The sequence below is a fragment of the Tunturiibacter lichenicola genome, assembly GCF_051013355.1.
GTDB classification, from domain to species: Bacteria; Acidobacteriota; Terriglobia; order Terriglobales; family Acidobacteriaceae; genus Edaphobacter; species Edaphobacter lichenicola_F.
Genome location: NZ_CP132944.1, coordinates 3,917,988 through 3,937,767 on the forward strand (window position 1 = coordinate 3,917,988; position 19,780 = coordinate 3,937,767).

Sequence of the window (19,780 nt, forward strand, 5' to 3'; positions counted from 1 at the left end):
GAAGGCGGTAGATGAGGAAGATTGAATGACAGATACAGGGATGCGCATTGGCATTGACCTTGGCGGAACGAAGATCGAAGTGCTTGCTATCGATTGCCAGGGCGTAGAGTTGGCGCGGCATCGTGTGGATACGCCTCGAAACGACTACGATGCGACGATCAGCGCAATGGTGGGGCTTGTTCGTCGTATGGAGGAAGAGACTGGAAACACTGGTACGGTGGGGGCTGGGATTCCGGGAAGCATCTCTCGAATTACCGGGCTGGTTAAGAATTCGAATTCGACATGGTTGAATGGACGTCCGCTTCACAAAGACCTGACGGCTGCTCTTGGTCGCGAGGTGCGCGTTGCAAATGATGCAAACTGTTTCGCAGTATCGGAGGCCACTGATGGTGCTGCGGCCGGCGTGCATGTTGTGTATGGAGTGATTCTCGGAACAGGATGCGGTGGTGGAGTCGCGATTGATGGGCGTGTCCATGCCGGTCCGAATGGAGTTGGCGGAGAATGGGGGCACAATCCATTGCCTTGGCAGAGGCCCGAGGAGAATCCAGGACCTGCGTGCTATTGCGGAAAACGCGGATGCATGGAGATGTGGGTTTCGGGGACTGGAATAGCTCTCGATTACAAGGAGGTGACTGGCCGAACTCGAACGACGCGTGAGATTGTCTCGGACTTCGAAGCTGGCGATGAAGTTGCTGCTGCTTCGGTGGAGCGATTCGAAGATCGTCTGGCGCGCGGCCTGGCCAATGTGATCAATATCCTTGACCCTGATGTGATCGTGATTGGCGGTGGGGTGTCGCGAGTGCAACATATCTACCAGGCGCTGCCTGGATTGTTGCCGAAGTATGTGTTTGGTGGAGAAGCTTCGACACCGATTTTGCCCGCGATGTATGGAGATTCAAGTGGCGTTCGAGGGGCGGCATGGCTATGGCCTATTCAACGGTCCTGAGAGGTGCCGACAGGCGAAGGCTATGCGATACTAGAAGACGTAGGATCGTGATTGTTTCGGTCCGACTTCGCAGTTTCTGGTGATGTTTTCGCAAAAGGGGATTCACCAGGTCAACGTGCAAGGTAACCTCGTTGAACGAGATTATCGGTAGTGCCGGGATGGCGGAACTGGCAGACGCAGCGGACTCAAAATCCGCCGAGGGCAACCTCGTGGGGGTTCGACCCCCCCTCCCGGCACCAAATATCTTCAGTAAAAACAATGGTTTACGAAGCATCAAGCCTCTCGATTCGAGAGGCTCTTTTATGGCCTAATGCTGGCACAACCCTTGCACACTTTTTATGATATTTAGAAAGAGCGTGGAGGTGATTGCTGATGTCCGAACATCACACGATTCTCGGCGGCAAAGTGCATGTCTACAAACGTACAAACAGTTCCATCTGGCAGTGTGCGACCTATTTGGCAGGAAAAAATCGGCGCACGACTAGCAAAGAGGACAGTCTTTCGAAAGCAAAAGAGATCGCAGAGGACTGGTACCTGCTGCTACGGGGCAAACTTCGCGACGGAGAGTTGCAGGGCGGGAAATCGTTTCGCGAGACTGCAAAGTTGTACCTGCGCGAATTTGACGTCATGACTCAGGGACAACGAAGCCCAACATACGCGCGAGGACAACATGCGCGCACCCACAACTACCTGATCCCGTTCTTTGGCAGCATGATGCTTCCGGAGATCACAGCCGGCAAGGTCAATGAATATCGAGTCCACCGGCTTGAAGTATCCAGGGCTAAGTGCGGGAAGCCACCTGCCCGAAACACCATGCATCAGGAGATGGTCACGCTCCGTCAAATATTCAAGACGGCTTTGCGGCACGGATGGATCGATCATCTTCCGGACCTGTCAGAGCCATATCGCGCTTCACCGAAGATTTCTCATAGGGCGTGGTTTTCTCCAGAAGAGTACAAGCAGCTATACGAGGCGACCAGAAAGCGAGCTCTTCATCCTAAGCAGCCTCGCTTTCGTTGGGAAGGCGAACAGATTCATGATTTCGTCCTTTTTTCCGCGAACACGGGACTTCGACCCGATGAGGCTTTGCGCCTTCAGTTTCGAGACGTGACTGTCGTCGAAGATGCAGGCAGCGGCCAAACGATCTTGGAGATCGAAGTGAGAGGGAAGCGCGGGGTCGGTTATTGCAAGAGCACCGCGGGTGCAGTGCGGCCGTTCGAACGGTTGAAGGTTCGTCAACGTCCTGATGGTGGGCCGGGACGGTCAGGAAGCCGTACTGCGTCGATGTCCAGTGGGGAGTGGCATGCGCCAGGGCCAACCGACTTATTGTTTCCTAAATGGCCTCGTGACTTGTTCAACGCCATTCTCGAGGAAGAGAAGCTGCGTACAGATCGCGACGGGAAACCTCGGACAGCATATAGCCTCCGTCACACATACATATGCTTACGTCTGCTTGAGGGAGCCGACATCTACCAGATCGCAAAGAATTGCCGCACGAGCGTGGAGATGATCGAAAAGTATTACGCCGCTCATCTGAAGACCCAACTGGACGCTGCGGCCATCAACATCATGAGACCGCGATCGCAGAAGAAGGCAAATGGCAAGAAGGGACCGCAGCGTGTTGAAGCTGTTCCGCTGGCTCGCGAAATGTAGTCCAAGCTGCGAACCCGTCGTTGACGGGTCAACGATGTCGAAGTGGTCAGAGCTCGACCGCCGGATCGTACTTTCGCTGTCTATTTGGTCAGGATGGAACCATCCTGGTTTTGCATTACGCCGACAGAGGGCCGCTTCGGCCCTCGCTTTGGCGGCGCTTTCTGCCCACCGCGTCGTCTTCAGGATCCCAACTCGCACGCAAACGAGAGCCGGACATCGTTTGCGGCAGAGAAACAATTGCAAACTTGCCGACCCTCTATCTCCGAGGCACCAATCGCCCCAACGGAGCTTGAGCCGATGAGTGATCTACAGGACCAAATCGATCTCCATGACTCACGAGGCGGTCGTCATCACGCGGTTCATTCAGGGATCTTCTAACCACGCCAACAATCTCCAAACGCTCAGTTCTGGCAAGCCCAGAGCTATCACAAGCTTGAGTTCACGTGTGAGGCAACAAAGCTATTACAAGCAGGGCGACTCGGTGAAGCGCGACTGGTAAGGCGAACTCGCCGCCAGCCTTGGCTTGGCAGGCGAAATTCCTTCGTTGGAGTTCTCGCGCTTCGCAGACGGCGTTCACACACAAACCGGCGAGCACAGACCGTATCTGGGCGGCGCGTTACAACACTGGCGACGTACTTCAGTACAACAACGGCAGCAAGGCCGAGGGGATCGAGCGCGGCAGCTTCGCGACCGTCCAGTCCGTCGATGCCTGAGTAAACGGCGTCACCGTCTCTTTGGAAAGCGGTTCAACCGTGACCTACGACCCGCGTGGGCTGAAGGGCATTGACGTTTTCTGCGAGGTAGAGAGTGAGTTTGCCGCAGGAGATCGCGTCCAGTTCACAGCACCCAACAAACAGCTTGGCGTTGCCAATCGCGACTTGGGAACCGTCGTCAACCTAGAAGACGGCAAGATGACTCTGCGGATGGACGGCAAATCCGACCGCATGGTGACATTCGGTCCTCAGGAGTTCCGTCAGTTTGACCGCGGCTACGCCATAACCTCACATAGCTCACAAGGTTTTACCGCAGGCGCGTTCTTGCCCACATTGACACCGATTCGTCCCATAGCTTATCAATAATTGCCTCGCTTACGTCGCCATCTCACGCACGTCTGACAACACCCGCGTCCTAAACGAACAATGCTGAAACTCCCGGGAAACGCTTGGAGTCAGACATCACTAAAACGGTGGCAGTTGACTTCCCAAACCAGGATTCGGCAGGACCGGCACAGGGCTCTCTGCACATCGCTGGGACGCGTCCGGTCATGTCCGATATCGCAAGATAAGGCTTCAGCATAGGAATCTAGACATGGTGAGGACACCCTGATTGGCCAGAGGCGCGTTCGGCTTAGACTCTTGAACATCGTGGAGGCAAATGGCTTTACACTTGGTGCGTACTTCAATTCAATTTTTCGTGCGCATGGACCGTGGCTTCGGGTTTAGTTGACCTGGCTCGTCCGGTCTGTGTCGTGAGAGCACCGAGTCACGATGAAAATGATTCCGTCCCAAATTCTTCGGACTGACAGTTCGGCTGAACGAAAGATTTTTGCGATGCTTCAGGAGGTTGATCTTGGCGCCGGCGCAGTCGCATTACATTCGCTAAATTTGCCGCGCCACGAATACAAGAAGTGGGCAGAGGCTGATTTCGTCATACTCTCGACATTCGGGATTTTGCTCCTCGAAGTCAAGGGTGGCGGTGTTTCCTGCAAGAACGGGATGTGGGAGTTCACAAATCGGTATGGTGAGACCTCACGAAAACGCGAGAGTCCGGCGGTACAAGCTCGAACGGCCTTCTTCGCGTTGAGAGACAATTATCTCTTGCCATCCTTCCAGAACGAACTCTGGAACGCCCCCAGTGGTTGGGCTGTCGTGTTCACTGACATACCAAATCTTGGGCTTGTGCCGACGGGCGGCACACCCGACCAGCCGACGGACATTACCTGCTTTTCTGGAGACTGTGTTGGTCACAACACGTTTGCCAGATTCTTGAAAGCTGCGCTCCAGTATTGGGCATCCACGATCAGCGGTAAGACGACTTTTCTACAGCCCGAAGCCATAGCGAAGATGGTCTCGCATCTCAGGCCGAATTTTGAGCAGGTACCTCCGCTTGCGCGCCGTATAGAGGAATTCAGAGAAGACGTAACTCGACTAACAAACGAACAGTACGAGCGATTGGATGAACTTCAGGAAAACGACCGCTTATTCATACGGGGGGGCGCAGGCACTGGCAAGACCTTCCTAGCGGTCGCTTGTGCGAGATACGACCAAAGCCATGGGGCGGATGTGTTATTGACGACGCGAAGTGAGCCCCTTGTTGATTATCTAAAGAGTGCCGAGTTTCCTGCCGGTATCGACATAGCCGCCTACAATGATTTGCCTTCGCTCCTTGAGGCCAGAGGCAAGCCTTGGGATGTTTTGTTGGTAGACGAAGGTCAGGATCTCTGCCAGTTGGATTCTCTCGACATCTTGAACAGCATGGTCTCGGGAGGTCTAGACAAGGGACGCTGGCGTTGGTTTGGAGATCCTAATCAACAAATCTCGCCAAGCTTCCCGCTAGATGTCACTGCGCTCGGCTACCTCGAAGGACTGGGTATGAAGCGCAATCTCAAACAAAATGTGAGGAATACTCCGAAGATTGTTGAGACCATTGAACGCTACTCAGGAGCGACACTCGGAGCGCCTGCCGCGCTCGGGCAAGGGGCCGCAGCGCGATTTCAGGAGCTCAAGGATGGTGAAACATATCCAAGTGCCGTTGCTTCGATAGTCGCATCGTGGACGACCGGTGACTTACCGGTTCCGAGGTCTCATGTGGCGATCCTTGTTCACTCCCAAGACCAGAAACAAGTGATTCTAGACGAGATGAAAGCACGAAAGATTCGATCCGAAAGCCTGCGTCCAGCTGGCAGCCAGAATCGTGACAGCGTCGTAGTGGGAACCGTCGAGGAGTTCAAAGGCCTGGAGAGGCCTCTCATCTGTGTAGTAGGCCTCGGTGATGCGGCCGAACTAGCAGTTCTGGGTGGTCGACTCTATCGAGCGTTCTCGAGAGCCAACCACACGCTAGCCGTGGTTCTGACCCGCGAAGAAACTTCTGGATTAAAGAAGCTAGAGGCAGACGTACTGAAGCGCAGGGATAACCAAATTCAGGAGACAACGTGGCCGCACGCGATGAACTAGTTCAATACTTAAGATCTGTACTCATCGGCCCCGGATTGGGCGAGCCGCATTCCGAATGTGGGGCCGAAAAAGAGAAGATCACTGGACGTCTTAGCCTGGCCTACTCGATGGGGATGCTTTACGCTATGCCCTCCGAATCGGGCGATTCCATAGATCTCGACCCAGAACTCGATGTTGACGAAGTGGAAGGCGACGACGAAGAAACAGATCCACTCAGTATGGCAGGGACGGCAGCGCCATCAGCCATGGGGCTCTCCGTATGCCTATCGGGGGCAGGCCTCTTGGAGATTACTGTCCGCGGGGCTCTCTATAAGTCACTCGGCAAAACAACTCACGCCGATCAATCGTGGGTAAGGGTGCAGCTCACCGATTCTATTCACGTGGTGGGCGACAAGGGACTCGCGAGAACTGCCATTTTCGAGGGACTCGCAGACCTTGAAGTCTTGTCTAGGGCACTCGAAAACGGATGCTCGCTACTTACCGTCAGCGTATGCAACAGACAACAAGGAGCGGGAAGAAAACCAGATCTCTCCAAGGCACTTTTTCAGGTCTCAATTTCTTGCTTGCCCAAGACCGGGATCATCTTGCCATATCCGAGCTCACGCTTTATCCCTCCAACCGCGGAGGAACGAGAGCTCCGACTAATTTACGGCGAACAACGCCCATTTGCCGCTGGTCACGGGGTAGCTGCAGATTGGACCCTCGCAGGTGGAGTTTGTACGGAGGTATGCACGTCCGCGCTGCCCGCTGCTCATGTATGGCGACCGCGCTTCGACAGTTTGCGGGTGGGGCTGAATGGCGAAGTCTTCGAGGCGAAGGGCATTTTCGAAGTCTGTCGTCTGGCGTACACGGAGTTCTCGCCCGCGGAACTCGCGAATAACTTTCAGGAACTCGTAAGCTTCTATGAGCGCTGGATCGAAAGCCAGCACACGATAGAGGTGGAACAGGAGCTAAAGGCGGATTCTCAAGTCATCATCGGAAGGTGCAAGCAGAGCGCGGCAAGGATGAGAGCCGGCATCGAACTCTTGCGGACGAACACGGTTGCATACGAGGCGTTCGCCCTCGCCAATCGAGCGATGTTGATGTCAATGTGTCACGCAAACAGGGCCACGGGAAGAGATCGGCTTGACGGTCGTCAAGGTCCTTTCCCTCTCGGCGATGCTGACTTGAGCCCTATCGACTATAAGGCTCAATCGCAACATGCTTGGCGGCCTTTCCAGCTCGCATTCATGTTGCAGCTCCTTCCGTCACTGATGGACACTCACCATCCAGACCGTGAAATTGTCGACGTTATCTGGTTCGCTACAGGCGGCGGTAAGACTGAGGCTTACCTCCTTGCCGCTGCGTTCGAATTGGTGCGTCGACGCTTGGTTAATGGATTGGCCGGCGGCGGGACCGCCGTCATGAATAGGTACACATATCAATTTCTTACGGCGGATCAGTTCCAGAGAACCGCAGGGATGATCTGTGCGTTGGAGCTAATTCGACAAAGCCTCAGTGGTGACGGGATCAATAGGTTGGGTTCAAGTGAATTCAAGATTGGGCTATTTGCCGGGGAGAAAGTGAGCCCAAACCGGATCGCTTCAGGATTTGACAGTGGGGCCTTTGAGCTCTGCACTTCGCTCTTTGAATCGAAGACACCACGGGCCGAGAACCCTTTTCCAATCGAGAGCTGTCCCTGTTGCGGCACTCTCCTAGTGCCAGACGAGAGGGCCGAAACCCCGGATGGCTTCGTAGACAAATCTTTTTATGGATTCAGTTCAACGGCTAATTCCTTCGTAACGAGATGCCCCGAAGAGGAATGTCCGTTTCACGGGGGACTGCCGATATCGTTTATCGATGAGGAACTGTACCGGAATCCTCCTTCGTTTCTGCTGGGTACCATCGACAAATTCGCGATGATCCCCTGGAATGGGGAGGCGGGGCGACTACTTGGCGTGGGTACCAAATTTCATCCTCCCTCGCTCGTGATTCAGGATGAACTTCATCTCATATCGGGCCCGCTGGGAACTCTCGCTGGAATTTACGAAGCGGCTTTCGAGACAGTGATGTCCGTGGTGGCCAATGGTCGGCCGAAAGTTGTCGGATCAACAGCGACGATCAGAAATGCAGCCTCCCAATGTCGCCGTATCTACGGACGTGAAACCTCTATCTTTCCTTCTCCGGGAATCCGAGCCAAAGATTCCTTCTTTGCAACCCTTGACGAAGGCGAGACATCCAGATCACGACTCTACGTTGGAATCATGGCACAGGGAGTAAGGCCAACCATTGCGGTCTCTTGGGCCATCGCGGCAGTTCTTCAAGGCGTTCAAGATCTTGATGTGCAAGGTCGATTGACCAATCAAGAGCGGGATTCTTACTGGACTCTTATGGCCTACCACAATAGCAAGAGAGAGCTTGGTCGGATCACTAACGCGACGCGTGACGAAATTCCTGCCCGCGTGCAGGTCTACGCATCACGAAGTATCGAACGCCCCATGCCTCTCAAAGTTCTGGAGTTGAAGGCAAACTCAGAGCTTCCCGTGCCTCAGGCTCGGCAACTCCTAGGCCAACGGCATACACCTGAGCTTCCCGCTGTAGATATCGCGCCCTGTACCAGCATCATCTCCGTGGGCATCGACGTAGACAGGCTGGGTCTCATGCTAGTCAACGGTCAACCGAAGCTCACTGCTGAATACATTCAAGCAACCAGCCGAGTTGGACGCGGCAAAGTTCCAGGATTGGTCGTGACGTGTTATTCCGCAGGAAAGCCCCGAGATCGGTCGCATTATGAATCATTCCGTGACTACCACGATAAGTTTTACAGCTTCGTGGAGCCAACTAGCGTTACACCAGGGGCGCTCCCTGCGTTGGAACGCGCACTACACGCTGCTCTCGTCACGGTGGTTCGGCACGCCGGCAGCCTGAAAGACAACGACGACGCGAAGAAGTTCGACCCACAGGAGCCCAAGCTTGCCTCTCTCATTTCAAAGCTAGAGCTGCGCCTGAGACAAGCTTATCCAGAACTCCACGAAGACCTTGAGCGCACCAGGATCTCCTCGTTTCTGGCTGAGCGTGTGAAGGAGTGGACGGACTGGATTGTAGACGGCAAGGATTGGCACAACGGTCTCGTTTACAGGCTACAGCGGAACCAGTCAGGGGCTAGTTTGTTGCTGCCCTTCGGACAAGCAATCGCGGGCCGAATCGGATGGAACACGCTTACCTCGATGCGACACGTAGATACCGAAATAAGGCTGGAGGCGTAATGGTAAAGACACCAACGATCAGAAGCGCTCAACTCATCTCGCCATTTGGAATAGGTTCGCTGTGCGAAGCGGACGGTCAGTCTTTCTTCGTTCGAGGCACTGCGTCATGGCCAAACGAAAACTGGAATCTTCAGCGTCTCGAGCTTGCTGCAATCACGGAGCGAATGCATGCTGGTACAGTTCTGAAACGACCGCTAAAAGCTGTTGCTGTCAGCCGCTTTCCGCGATGGCACTTCTGTCCGAAGTGCCGCCGCATGACGTTTTGGAGCAAGGCGCGCGATGCTCATCAGGATTCTGAGCCACTGCCGCGGCCGCTCTGTGATAACGGGAAATGCCATGACCGGCTGGTGCCCATGCGCTTTGTGGCCGTTTGCGATGGGGGGCATCTCGATGAGGTCGATTGGTACGGGTGGGCACACCGCCGTAATCAACCTGCAGTGTCTGGGGCATGCGACCGAAATGTATCTCGTCTGGCTTTCGATGTGACGGGGCAAAGCGGTGGCGATTTCTCCAGTATGAAGATTACCTGTTCTTGCGGTGCAGCTGCCACGTTGGAAGGCATAAGCGATGGACCATTGCCGCAGAGATGCAAGGGCTACCAACCCGGCGAACAGAGTCCAGACGCTTGTATCGATCCTGAAGCAGCAGACAAGAAACCTCGCCGAATGTTCATGGAGCCAAGAGGATCTAGCGCTCTCCATTTTGCCTCGGTTGTCTCGGCGCTAGACATTTCCGCGAGCAAAATCGCCTCGGGACTCGAAGAAACAGTCGCCAACGATGCGTTGATGAAGAACATGCGCTCCTTAGCTTCTAAGCCAGGGAAGCCAATCTTAGTTGGCCTCGAATTCGTTCAAGAGGATGTTCTTGAGCGAGCCGCTCAACTTGACCTAGATCCCGCAGCTGCATGGCAGGCATTCAAGACTTTAGTCATCGCTGAGAGAGGCGAATCGAACTCTCAACAAGCGGGTGAGACCGATCTTGATCAACGCGACATTCTGGGCGAGGAGTATCCAGTTCTCGCGGATTCTACGGGGATCACGTCTTTAACACTTGTCACCCGGCCCTCCGAAATGGGAGCACAGTATTCCCTCAACGAACTCTTCGACCGTGTTGTGCAGGTTGAGAAGCTTAGAGAAGTTCGCGCCTTCCGCGGCTTTCAGAGGCGGAAACCCGTTGCCGAGAATCCGATGGTCTCCGCGAGTCTCAACCGCGGAGCACCATCATGGCTACCGGCGACTCAAGTTATGGGAGAAGGGGTTTTCGTAGAGTTTTCGAAGAAAGCCTTGAGCGACTGGCTTTTATTGAATAGCACGGAGATTCTCAACTTTTCGGAGGATCAACTCGTCGCTGCAGAGAAGGACAATCTTCCATCAAGACGCGGTTTTCATGCAAATCCCGTTTTCATCATGGTGCATACGTTCGCACACCTACTTATTAATCAATTGTCCTTCGATTGCGGTTATTCTTCCACTTCGCTAAGGGAGCGCATTTACTGCGGCACGGTCAGCGATTTGCATGCTGGAGTCCTCATCTACACAGCGGACTCTGATTCAGAAGGCTCTATGGGTGGCCTGTCTGAGATGGGAACACCGGATCGTTTCGCGGAAACTGTTCGCCGTGCTGTAGAGCGGAGTGAATGGTGTTCTGGAGACCCAGTTTGCCGCGAGCTCGAAGCTCAGGGTATCGGAGGAATGAACCGTGCAGCATGTCATGCCTGCTCGCTCGTCGCCGAAACTAGCTGCACGTTCTCGAACATCCTATTGAATCGGATTCTTGTTTCTGGACGAGGCGGAAAAAACGGGCGTGGCGTGGTTGAACCAAAGGGATTCTTCTCGCCAATGCTGGAGCAGCGCCGGTGAAATTTCCGAATCTAGCCGATCTCGAAAACGAACAACGTCGTATCTACGCATCAGCACCCACGACGGGTTCAATCCTGATTACTGGTGCGCCTGGAACAGGCAAAACGATCATGGCATTTCACCGGGCGCACAAGCTCCGCGAGCTGGGAGCCTTTCCTCAAGTAGTGATGAAGAACAAGGTACTGAAGGCGTACACGGATTCTCGGACAGGGGTTGCAATCGATGTCCCGGTCAGCACGATGGATCAGTGGATACATGCTTGGTGGAAGCGCTTCGGCGATACCCGCTACGCTCCGGGTGAGGGTTATACGAAGAACTGGGAAATGATTCTCCTGCGAGCGCGGGAAGTTTTATCAAGCTGGTCAAATGCCCCCGAGTGCCTAGGCTGGGGACATTTGCTAGTCGATGAAGGCCAAGATTTCCCGAAAGAGCTGTACTACGCTTTAGGTAGGCTTTCTCGAGACAAGACCCTCGAATCTAGGGCGCAATTGACGATCTTTGCGGATGACAATCAACGGATGGATATCGAGTCAAATAGCGAAACCAAGGAAATTAGAGAGTTTCTGTTGATTGAGGGAAACGCCGAAAGGAATTTTGTTCTCAAGAAGAACTTTCGAAACTCCCAAGAGATCGCTCGGTTTGCTTCGCACTTTCGAGTGTCAGCCAATTCTCATGAACTTGAGCTGCCAACCCGGCGAGGAGGGCTTCCACAAGTCATCTTTTCGCCAGAAGACAAGATCCTTATCCCATTCATTGAGCGCAAGATCAAGTCCAACCCGGGGCGTCAGGTTGGCGTCATCGTGCGCGGACTCAATAAGCGAGTAAAGCAGGTCTATAACAAGCTTAGCCATGCTCTGACTGGTTCCAATTTGAAAGTACAAATGTATCTTTACTCCGATCCGTCACATGCCGCTGACAATCTGGATTTCTCTCGACCGGATAGTGTCACCATTCTGAATGAGAAGTCGTCAAAGGGTTTGGAATTCGACATTGTTTTTTACGTTGGCCTTGAACACATTGATCTCAACGCTTCTGGTGGCCTAAACGAGCGGATGTCACTTTACGTGATGGCCTCACGCGCGCGTACAGACCTCACGATTGTCTTCAACGATTTGTCTCCTCAACACCCGTTGCCCGCTTCCGTGGGACTCATGCCCGCTCCACAAGCTGGGCTTTGCCGTTTCGCAGGGCTGGGAGACTGGGATGATCAGACGACAAAAACTCTTTTGAGCGGCGTCCAATGGACCGTGCCGCTAGTTGGATACGAGGGAAGCAAATGAAAAAAGGCAAAGGCCAAAAGATTACAAAGTCATCTGCAACGGAAGTCTTGATCCCGATGCACGCCGATAATTGGGCTTTATCTTTGGGCTCGGGCTACCTCGGGCCAGACCCGTCAAAGGATAGAAGTTCTGACATCCAGACGGGCCTGCGGAATCATATGATCGCATTCCGTGAATGCGTACCGTCAGCGGCTCTCAGCGGTGCATCTTCTGTCGTGCTCTCGGCCTCGCTAGTCGTGCCAACTGGACAAGAAGATCAAGAGGTCATATTCCTCAACGATCTTCTTCGCGTCACAGCCGTGAAAGCTGCAAGGTTTGAAAACGAAGATGAACGCAGGAACTTCATAGCGTCATACTCGTTGTTTCCAGATATTCCCTTAAGGCTAATCGAATGCGTCATTGGAGGGATCGAGAGGCCCCTTCTGGAAATCCAGATTCCTCCAGAGCCTATTGGGAAAGATTTGAGTTCTGCTCGAAAACGCAGAGACTATTTGGGCGGTCTAGCCGCAGGATTGATCACTCTCCTAGAAACGACGCCTTTCGAAGCCGAGGTTTCGCGGCTAATAGGCGCCATCGACAGTCCGGATAATGTTTACGAAATTGCTGCTGATTTACTTAAGTCGTTTCATCCCGATGCCACGCAGGAAGACGAGATGATTTGGTGTACTACCATCGAGGTTCTCTCTGAACGCGCAAGTGAACGGGGCTTCGATCGCGAGGAGCTACTTGAAGAGATCGCTAAGAGGGCGGCCCTTGCATCGGAGACACCTTCTGAAGCACTTAGGGTTTGGGTGGAGACGTGTCAAAAGGTCGTCCGTTCGTTGATTGACCCACCCGCACTCGATGATCGCAGAAGCATCGGACAGCGCGCCGCGTTAGGCGCAATTTTGGCTCCTGATTTTCAGAGTTCATCTATGCTTGGCACGACTATTGAGGTTGGGCCACGTGTGAAGGCGCTGGTAACGACCGCCGCATACGCGTTCGAGGGACTTTCGCGGGTTCCTGGGGAAACCAAGAGTAACCGTGAGCTGCTTGATCTGATCTGTGATCTAGCAGAGGCTCTTGACCATGGTCAATCTATTGAATTGCGACTCGTTCCCAGATCAATCACTAGCGAGTTGAAAGTTATTAGGAAGGTGCTTTTTGGCGGACGCCACGTGCTAACTACCGAACTTGAACCGAATGCCTTCGAACGGTTTGTCATCGAACAGGTTCGCAGTGGAACTGGTGTGGGGCTCTCACCAGAGGGACAGGCGATCGTGCCGAGAAGTGAAGGTTTGCATTCGGCCTTCATCGAGGACTACTTGTACCCGGACGGCCAACCAGGCGTGCGTATCGGTATTCCTGTAGGCGTAGGTACAAACAAGCGAACGGTTCCTGAACTCAACGCTTTTCTTTCAAGGGCATGGGAATTGGCTATTTCGGTCGGTCTCCGCGAAACCCTTAAAGGATCGCAGTATGTCGTGTTCGGCACCATCTCTTTGCTCGAGTTCAACTCGGCGTCGCTCACGCGAAACATCGAAAGGCTTGAGTGGGCAGAAAGACAACTGTCTACGCACGGGGTAAGCCCTGTCCGACCTATTCGGACACGAGCGAAACGAAAGACTCAGCCCAGCGAATCTGGAGAAGTTACAGCAAGTTGATCGTCAGCTTGAGAATCCCATAGGTGAGCGAAGCTATGAAACGCCAAGCTCGTACCGTACTGGGCCATGTTGTCCTCAATGTTGACGATGAGGCACTCCTCCTTGCCTCCATTCAGCTTGCCTCTGAGCCCGCGTCCAACCATTTGTTGATATAGGTTGGCACTAAAGGTGGGGCGGGCGACGTAGAGTGCGCGCACTGCGGGAGCATCAAATCCTTGTGTGAGGACGTTGAAGTTCGTCAAAACTCGAATCCTGCCTGATCGAAATTCTTCAATCGCGTCGGCTCGCGCCCCATCTGGCGTTTGCCCGGTGATACAAGCCGAAGGCACGCCCGCCAATGTAAGCAGACATGCCAATAACTCTGCATGCTGTACCGATGAAGCAAACAAGAGCATCGTCCAGTCTTTTGGCTTGCTAACCATGGACGTCAAGATGTTGATGTTCCGCTCATGATCACGGCCGATACGTTCCTCGAAATCAGGAGTAAGGCGTTTGTATTGCCTAAAGTGAGTCAGGTCGGCTGCTGTTGGCTCGATCGTGGCTCCGCCGAGTGTCTCATGTTGAACCCGCGCAAGAACTCCTAGCTCTTGGAGCGCTTCATGGGGATTAACACTGCCGAAAACGCCGGTATCAAGCTTTCGAGCGTCATAGCGCTCTACCAGTCTTCTCGACTCCTCTTCGTTTCCACGTTCTGGCGTAGCACTAAGGCCGATGAGGGGAGCCTTGTCTTTATTCCGATCCCGTCCAAAACCGGACCATTCCAACAGGGCTGTATAGCTCTTGGTGATGGAGGTATGTGCTTCATCAATCATTAATACTCCAACATCCTTGAGCCAGTCGTAACGTTCGTCTTTACATGCACCGTCAAGTTTTGCCATGGTTGCTACGACGATCTGTATTCCATCAAGCTGGCTCACATAATTCGGGCCCCATAGGCGACTGATGTTGAGCATTGAGGGCATACCGATGGCCGACCAAGCATCGCGCCAAGTCTGCACTGCCTGTTCACATAGTTCATCTTGTTGTGCCACCCAGAGAACCGGTCTAGTGATGAGCCCCGCTGAAATGCCTTTAATCAACCCTTGTACGGCTACCCGCGTCTTACCGGCGCCCGTTGGCAGAGAGATGAAGGCGCGGTAGCCGCCAACTCCGACGAACACTTCTTGCATCCTGTTCGTGATTTCTTCCTGAAAGGAATGAAGAGGAGGTAAAGGTTGAGGACCTCGGACTTCGACAAGTGGCTCACGACGCGGAGAAGGAGTGCCTGCAAACTTGTCGCTGAATCCGAGACTACGGGCAAACTCCCGTGCGCGTGGACTTCCAGCCCAATTGGTCGGTGGAGCAAAGCCGGCAGTCGCGAGCTCTTCACGATAGACGCGGAGCACGTCGGTTCCATAGAGGGCCAATGCTACCTCGCCAACTTCCGCTTCAGATAGCTCTTTGCCGTTTCGATCCGCTTGTACCGCCTCCATGAGGTTGACCGGTAGCTTACGCCGGAGAGCGTCCACCGAAAGGCACTCCACTAGCTTATGAGGGATAGATTCCGAAGTTAGTATCCTTGCTAACCGCTCGGGGCTGATTTTATCGGACTTCAGTATTGCCGCAGTGCCCGACTCCGAGTCGCCGCTGAACTTTGAGGCGAAACTCGCTATTTCTGATTCGCTGATTGCTGCGCCAGTGCTTTGCACAAGATCGCGGAAAAGCTCGGTGTCGCTGAGGGACTCATCAAAGTACGCTAGATTGCCAGCAAGAACAAACCTTCTGGATTCAACTTGCTTGCCTCCCTCCGAGATCTCGTTCACCAATACTGACGTGCAGGATATTAAAAAGATGTTTGCCGGAAGCCTTTCCGCCAACAATGGAAAACGATCTGCTAGCGGAACTTCGGGTCCAGGGTCAACGGGAGATATTTCGACTGCCACCTCCGACCTAGCAATCATCAAACCCCAACGGGCGGCTAGTATCTGCGCTTCAGCGGTATTGGCAGGTAGATACGGCGTCTCTGCGACCCGAAGAGCGTGAACGTCAATCATGCTGACGGCGATTGACACTGTACCTGGAGGGCGATTCTGGTACGTGTCCCCAAGAACACACCTAATCGCTTTAGGGGCAGGCACAACGAGAGAGGCTTTCGCATATAACTTCGCGAGAGCGCTCTCGTCATCAACCGAAAGAGATGTCTCGACCGCTTGTTCCCAATCGGCATGTTTCATAGTGGTGCGGAGAGCAAGACGGTCCGAGATATCCAGATCCAATTCTGCTACCGGTAGGAACAATCGCATCTCCGAAAGATGTGCAGATAATGCTTGGCCAATGGGCTTGATGCCCTCACTTGTGCGCACGTAGCCCCTTCGCCTAAGAAGCCATAAGGCAGGCGAAGGGCTGATCTCGACTGGATCGTATGCTTTCACCGTCGAGTGATACATCTTCCAGAGAGGATCAGGCAGTTCAAGTGCAGCGTGAGTAAATTCCGCTTTACCCTCGACTGACAGCTGGTCGAGCACGGGCAATGGCCCAATGCTTTTGTATCTGTCAAACACGAGGCGTTTTGAGTCCTGCGGTCTGGTCTTCGATTTCGCTACGAATTGGTCAATTGCGAACTGGCGGTAAGCGCTTAGCAATGGCCCCGGCGTTAAAACGTACTCTGGAACGGCGTCGTTTACCGCTCCGAGGGAGCCAAGTAAGTCCAGGTGTTTGGCGTGGTACTGAACGTCAATGGTCACTTCGTCTTCTTCGTTCGCGAGGCGGGGCACGATTGGTCCAGGTAGCAACGTTTGGCCGATCGGTCGGAAGGTGCCGTTCGCCGTGCGGACCATCAGCTTTCCTTGAGTAGCCGGCTCAGTTAGATGACGAAGTGCGTCGTTGCCTGCGCGCTCCGCGAGTTGCCAAAAGCGGTTCCAATGCTGATCCTTGTATGTTTCGAAACCCGTATTGATTAGGGCGGCGAGTTCGCCTGACGGATTCACTACCCTTACGTCAAAACTGAAGAGCGCCCTCAAGGCTGCTTTATCGCTTGCGACTCCTGAGTGAACCACGGAGGCTTCCGCTGTTGTGAGGTCGTACTCGCCTGGCAAAAAGAGGTGATGAGGATCGGGTGATACGAAAACATTGTCTTCCGTTAGGACTATCTTTGCTGTCCTGATGCCTTCCATCTCGAAATCATTGTCGAGAAGCAATTCAGCACAGCGAAGCGCAGCCACTGAGGATCTAACGTTGCCTTTCTGAATCAGCGCCTCTAACCAGATCTGTACAGGGGCAACTTGAGCGGTAGATGGTGCCAACCTTTCTATGCGTCTTCTACGTTGAGCGCGCTCTGTTGAAAGGTGGTTCCAGCGCCGACCCCGAGTTTCGCAACTGCTCCAGAGCTCAAGTGCCGCTTGAGGAAGTTCGCGTGGCGAAAGCTTAAGCCGATCTGGGGTTCTGAGTTTCCCGTCCTGATCAGGCACTGACGGACTTATCTTTGCCAGTTCGTAAACAACATCACTCAAATCACGGTCTGCCCAGTCTATGGGCTCCTGTCCGGGCAGCATGTCGAGGATCACACCTGGATCGTCCGATGTCGTGAGTTCCGGCAGGCTCTCAACAACCAGAGCGGCAGCGGCTCGGATGAGTTGGAAATTGAAAGCCCCGGGAAGAAGATGTAAGCGGTCTTCGTTCGTTTTCCACGGGGCGTTGACGATTCCCGAGAGAGTTGTTTGCTGTTGAGTTGGAAAGAAAGCCCAGAAAGCGCCCCGTGGTGCGGCGCGTTCAAGCGGAACTGCCCAACTGATTGGGATTTCGCCTCGACTCGCGCGGTCACCAGCGTCTGCCCGTGCTCTTTCATCAGGGATAACGACTGTTTTGAAGACTTTCCAGTTGATAGCTCGCCCCTGTTCGTTCAGGGTGAGGATTCCTGGCGCCCGCTTCACGGTAATCAAACGATCAGCGCCACCGTCCCGTTGATCTTGCAGCCTGAGCGACGCAACATGCGGTGCGAACAGCAGGAACTCCGCGGGGAAGTCTCGCAGGGAATTCTTGAGCCAGCTGTGATCTCCAGATAAGGGCAACTTCACCACCGTGGTCGCCCAACGAAGGAGGCTTTCAAGGGTCGGATCATCCGCTGCAGCGCTCCGCGCGTCCAATGGCTGCGCGATTCGTAGGATCGGCAGCCTGTTATTTCCCTGGCACAATGGCCGGATGTGCCTCTCTGCTAATTCCTCACTAAACCCGAAGGATCCAGACTTGCAAAAGAAAGAGGGATTACGACTAAGCCCAAGCACGGACTTGAAGCCCATACCGAAGCGACCAATCTCCGCTCCGCGCTTGTTTGAAACGCTGGAACTCAGGATCACATCGACGCCCTCAGTCTCAATCGGGGCTCCCTCGTTCGCACAGTAAAGTGCGTTTTCCGTGACAAGCAATTCAATTCGACCGGAAGTGGCGAGCATGGCATCGGCCCCATTCTGAACGAGCTCGTACAACTGCCGCTGACCGTACCCTCCGTAGATGATTCCTTCCTCAATGCCCGCATGTTCATTGATGAGCTTCGGGTTCGCTCGATAAGCGTCAAGGCAACGTTGACTCTCGATCTCTACATGCCTGGACACGGTGCTATTCATTGCGCAGTCGTTTCTCCTGAGACTATCTACCCTATCCCAAACCCTGATTTCTGGGCTAAGCCTTATTAAAACAGTGGTATGTCTGAGTCCAGCTAGGTGTAACAGTTTCAATGAAGCGGTACATTGGAGGGATGAACTTGATCGAGACCTTAAGGGCCAAAGCGGTACGTCATGAACGCGGCAAGATACAGTCCTTCGAGGATAGACGGTCAGTTCTGCTTGGGCATCTGGCATCGACATCGGGGCGGCTCACCGCGAAGCAGATCATCGATCTTGGCGATCACCTGTCTGCCGTATTCCAATTGCCAGAAGCTCTTAATAATCGAACCCCGTCCGGCCTAAATGCAGGTGGCTCGATTTGGACCGCGCTGGTGGGCTACTACCTCAACCTTTGCTTAGCCGGAACCGATGCAATCGCATTGACCGGCTCCTTCATTCCCAAGAGCCTCAAGCAAGCCCTCATGGTTACTCATTCCAGTTCTGCATCTACAAAGCTCAACTCTGACATCGACCTGATCGTTGTTAACTTGCCAGGCGCGTCCCTGCAGCACAGCCCTGCACGGCGAAATCCGAGCGCACTCTTTTCGGAGTTTTTTGAGGAAAACTTTCGGAACAGCTCCGCAATCATCATTCAAACAAAGACAAATTGGAACGACAATTCGCAGATCCCTATGCTCTGGAACCTCGTTTACAAGCTGGCGGTAGGCGGGCAGGTTCCTCAGGACGGGATGTCAATTGGGACGGGGCCGTTTCACATAACCGCCCTGAAAGGATTTGGATACGCTTTTGCCACGGTACCGACGCAAAAAAGATTTGTCTCTGTTCAAGCCGAACAGCACTCCTGTCGTCAGGGTTCGGGCAATGTTGACAGGCGCTTACTGGGGACGGCCGTCAAAACAAGGCATCATCTCGTCGCTGAAGGAATTCTTCAACACCGCTTACAACAGGACAAACCAATGTTTCCCCGAACCTCACACGATCGGCGCAGGCTATGTGCAGAGGTGAAGAACAAGCAAGGTATCGTAGACATCGAGGCCTTTGACCTGTTTCGATAAGAGACTGCAGGATCATCGACCTCTGAAGTTTCGACCGACGGGAGTGAAATGCCAATCAGGGCTCTGGAACGCCGAGAAGAGCATACAAGAGAGGTTCTCGCAGGTCTTGTCGGGGAAGTCGCCCTATTGATGCCGACGGCAACTGGACTTAGGAAGTCCATTCTCGACGCGACGATACAAATGCGATCCCTCTTGAAAGAGTCTGGAATCCACGACTACGCAGCGCAAATGCAAGGTGACCTTGGAAAGGTCCTAATCAACGCAGTATTCCTTTCAGAATCAAACAAGATCTCATCTACGGCTAGCCTCTACCGTCCACGCACGAAAC

11 protein-coding genes and 1 tRNA gene are annotated in these 19,780 nt (G+C 53.8%); 11 read left to right on the top strand and 1 reads right to left on the bottom strand.

Going from position 1 to position 19,780, the window contains the following annotated elements; all coding sequences use genetic code 11:
- Nucleotides 1-25 precede the first annotated feature (25 nt).
- From mak to RBB82_RS16585, 10 genes are all read left to right on the top strand, one after another.
- On the top strand, nt 26-946 hold the full coding sequence (gene mak, locus RBB82_RS16540; protein WP_433971852.1) for a fructokinase: 921 nt from the start codon (nt 26-28) through the stop codon (nt 944-946).
- A 152-nt stretch (nt 947-1,098) separates the two neighbouring features.
- Nucleotides 1,099-1,185 (top strand) — tRNA-Leu (locus RBB82_RS16545).
- A gap of 133 nt (nt 1,186-1,318) precedes the next feature.
- Nucleotides 1,319-2,599, top strand: coding sequence for a tyrosine-type recombinase/integrase (locus tag RBB82_RS16550; RefSeq protein ID WP_433971853.1), 1,281 nt, complete (start codon nt 1,319-1,321; stop codon nt 2,597-2,599).
- Nucleotides 2,600-3,117: 518 nt separating this feature from the next.
- Entirely contained in the window at nt 3,118-3,312 is a 195-nt protein-coding gene (locus tag RBB82_RS16555) for a hypothetical protein (protein WP_433971854.1), read from the top strand.
- A gap of 39 nt (nt 3,313-3,351) precedes the next feature.
- The gene (locus tag RBB82_RS16560) at nt 3,352-3,678 is read left to right on the top strand and encodes a hypothetical protein (protein WP_433971855.1); all 327 of its coding nucleotides are present in this window, start codon (nt 3,352-3,354) and stop codon (nt 3,676-3,678) included.
- Nucleotides 3,679-4,092: 414 nt separating this feature from the next.
- The gene (locus tag RBB82_RS16565) at nt 4,093-5,772 is read left to right on the top strand and encodes an NERD domain-containing protein (RefSeq protein ID WP_433975395.1); all 1,680 of its coding nucleotides are present in this window, start codon (nt 4,093-4,095) and stop codon (nt 5,770-5,772) included.
- A gap of 584 nt (nt 5,773-6,356) precedes the next feature.
- On the top strand, nt 6,357-9,017 hold the full coding sequence (locus RBB82_RS16570; protein WP_433971856.1) for a hypothetical protein: 2,661 nt from the start codon (nt 6,357-6,359) through the stop codon (nt 9,015-9,017).
- The gene (gene drmB / locus RBB82_RS16575; RefSeq protein WP_433971857.1) at nt 9,017-10,876 is read left to right on the top strand and encodes a DrmB family protein; all 1,860 of its coding nucleotides are present in this window, start codon (nt 9,017-9,019) and stop codon (nt 10,874-10,876) included. Before RBB82_RS16570 ends, drmB begins: the two co-directional genes overlap by 1 nt.
- Complete coding sequence (locus RBB82_RS16580; protein WP_433971858.1) at nt 10,873-12,156, top strand: hypothetical protein; 1,284 nt, start codon at nt 10,873-10,875, stop codon at nt 12,154-12,156. Before drmB ends, RBB82_RS16580 begins: the two co-directional genes overlap by 4 nt.
- The gene (locus tag RBB82_RS16585) at nt 12,153-13,799 is read left to right on the top strand and encodes a hypothetical protein (protein ID WP_433971859.1); all 1,647 of its coding nucleotides are present in this window, start codon (nt 12,153-12,155) and stop codon (nt 13,797-13,799) included. The genes RBB82_RS16580 and RBB82_RS16585 overlap by 4 nt, the downstream gene beginning before the upstream one ends.
- Here the strand turns inward: RBB82_RS16585 and RBB82_RS16590 are convergent.
- Nucleotides 13,763-18,397: a DEAD/DEAH box helicase gene (locus RBB82_RS16590; protein WP_433971860.1), complete on the bottom strand. Its 4,635-nt coding sequence runs from the start codon at nt 18,395-18,397 to the stop codon at nt 13,763-13,765. The genes RBB82_RS16585 and RBB82_RS16590 overlap by 37 nt on opposite strands.
- A 131-nt stretch (nt 18,398-18,528) precedes the next feature.
- Between RBB82_RS16590 and RBB82_RS16595 the strand changes: the two genes are divergently transcribed.
- Nucleotides 18,529-19,452: a hypothetical protein gene (locus tag RBB82_RS16595; RefSeq protein ID WP_433971861.1), complete on the top strand. Its 924-nt coding sequence runs from the start codon at nt 18,529-18,531 to the stop codon at nt 19,450-19,452.
- Nucleotides 19,453-19,780 lie beyond the last annotated feature (328 nt).

Excerpts from the sequence above, each read along its gene's own strand:
- mak (WP_433971852.1), top strand. The coding sequence starts at position 26 with ATGACAGATACAGGGATGCGCATTGGCATTGACCTTGGCGGAACGAAG.
- RBB82_RS16550 (WP_433971853.1), top strand. The coding sequence starts at position 1,319 with ATGTCCGAACATCACACGATTCTCGGCGGCAAAGTGCATGTCTACAAA.
- RBB82_RS16565 (WP_433975395.1), top strand. The coding sequence starts at position 4,093 with ATGATTCCGTCCCAAATTCTTCGGACTGACAGTTCGGCTGAACGAAAG.
- drmB (WP_433971857.1), top strand. The coding sequence starts at position 9,017 with ATGGTAAAGACACCAACGATCAGAAGCGCTCAACTCATCTCGCCATTT.
- RBB82_RS16585 (WP_433971859.1), top strand. The coding sequence starts at position 12,153 with ATGAAAAAAGGCAAAGGCCAAAAGATTACAAAGTCATCTGCAACGGAA.
- RBB82_RS16590 (WP_433971860.1), bottom strand. The coding sequence starts at position 18,397 with ATGAATAGCACCGTGTCCAGGCATGTAGAGATCGAGAGTCAACGTTGC.
- RBB82_RS16595 (WP_433971861.1), top strand. The coding sequence starts at position 18,529 with ATGAACTTGATCGAGACCTTAAGGGCCAAAGCGGTACGTCATGAACGC.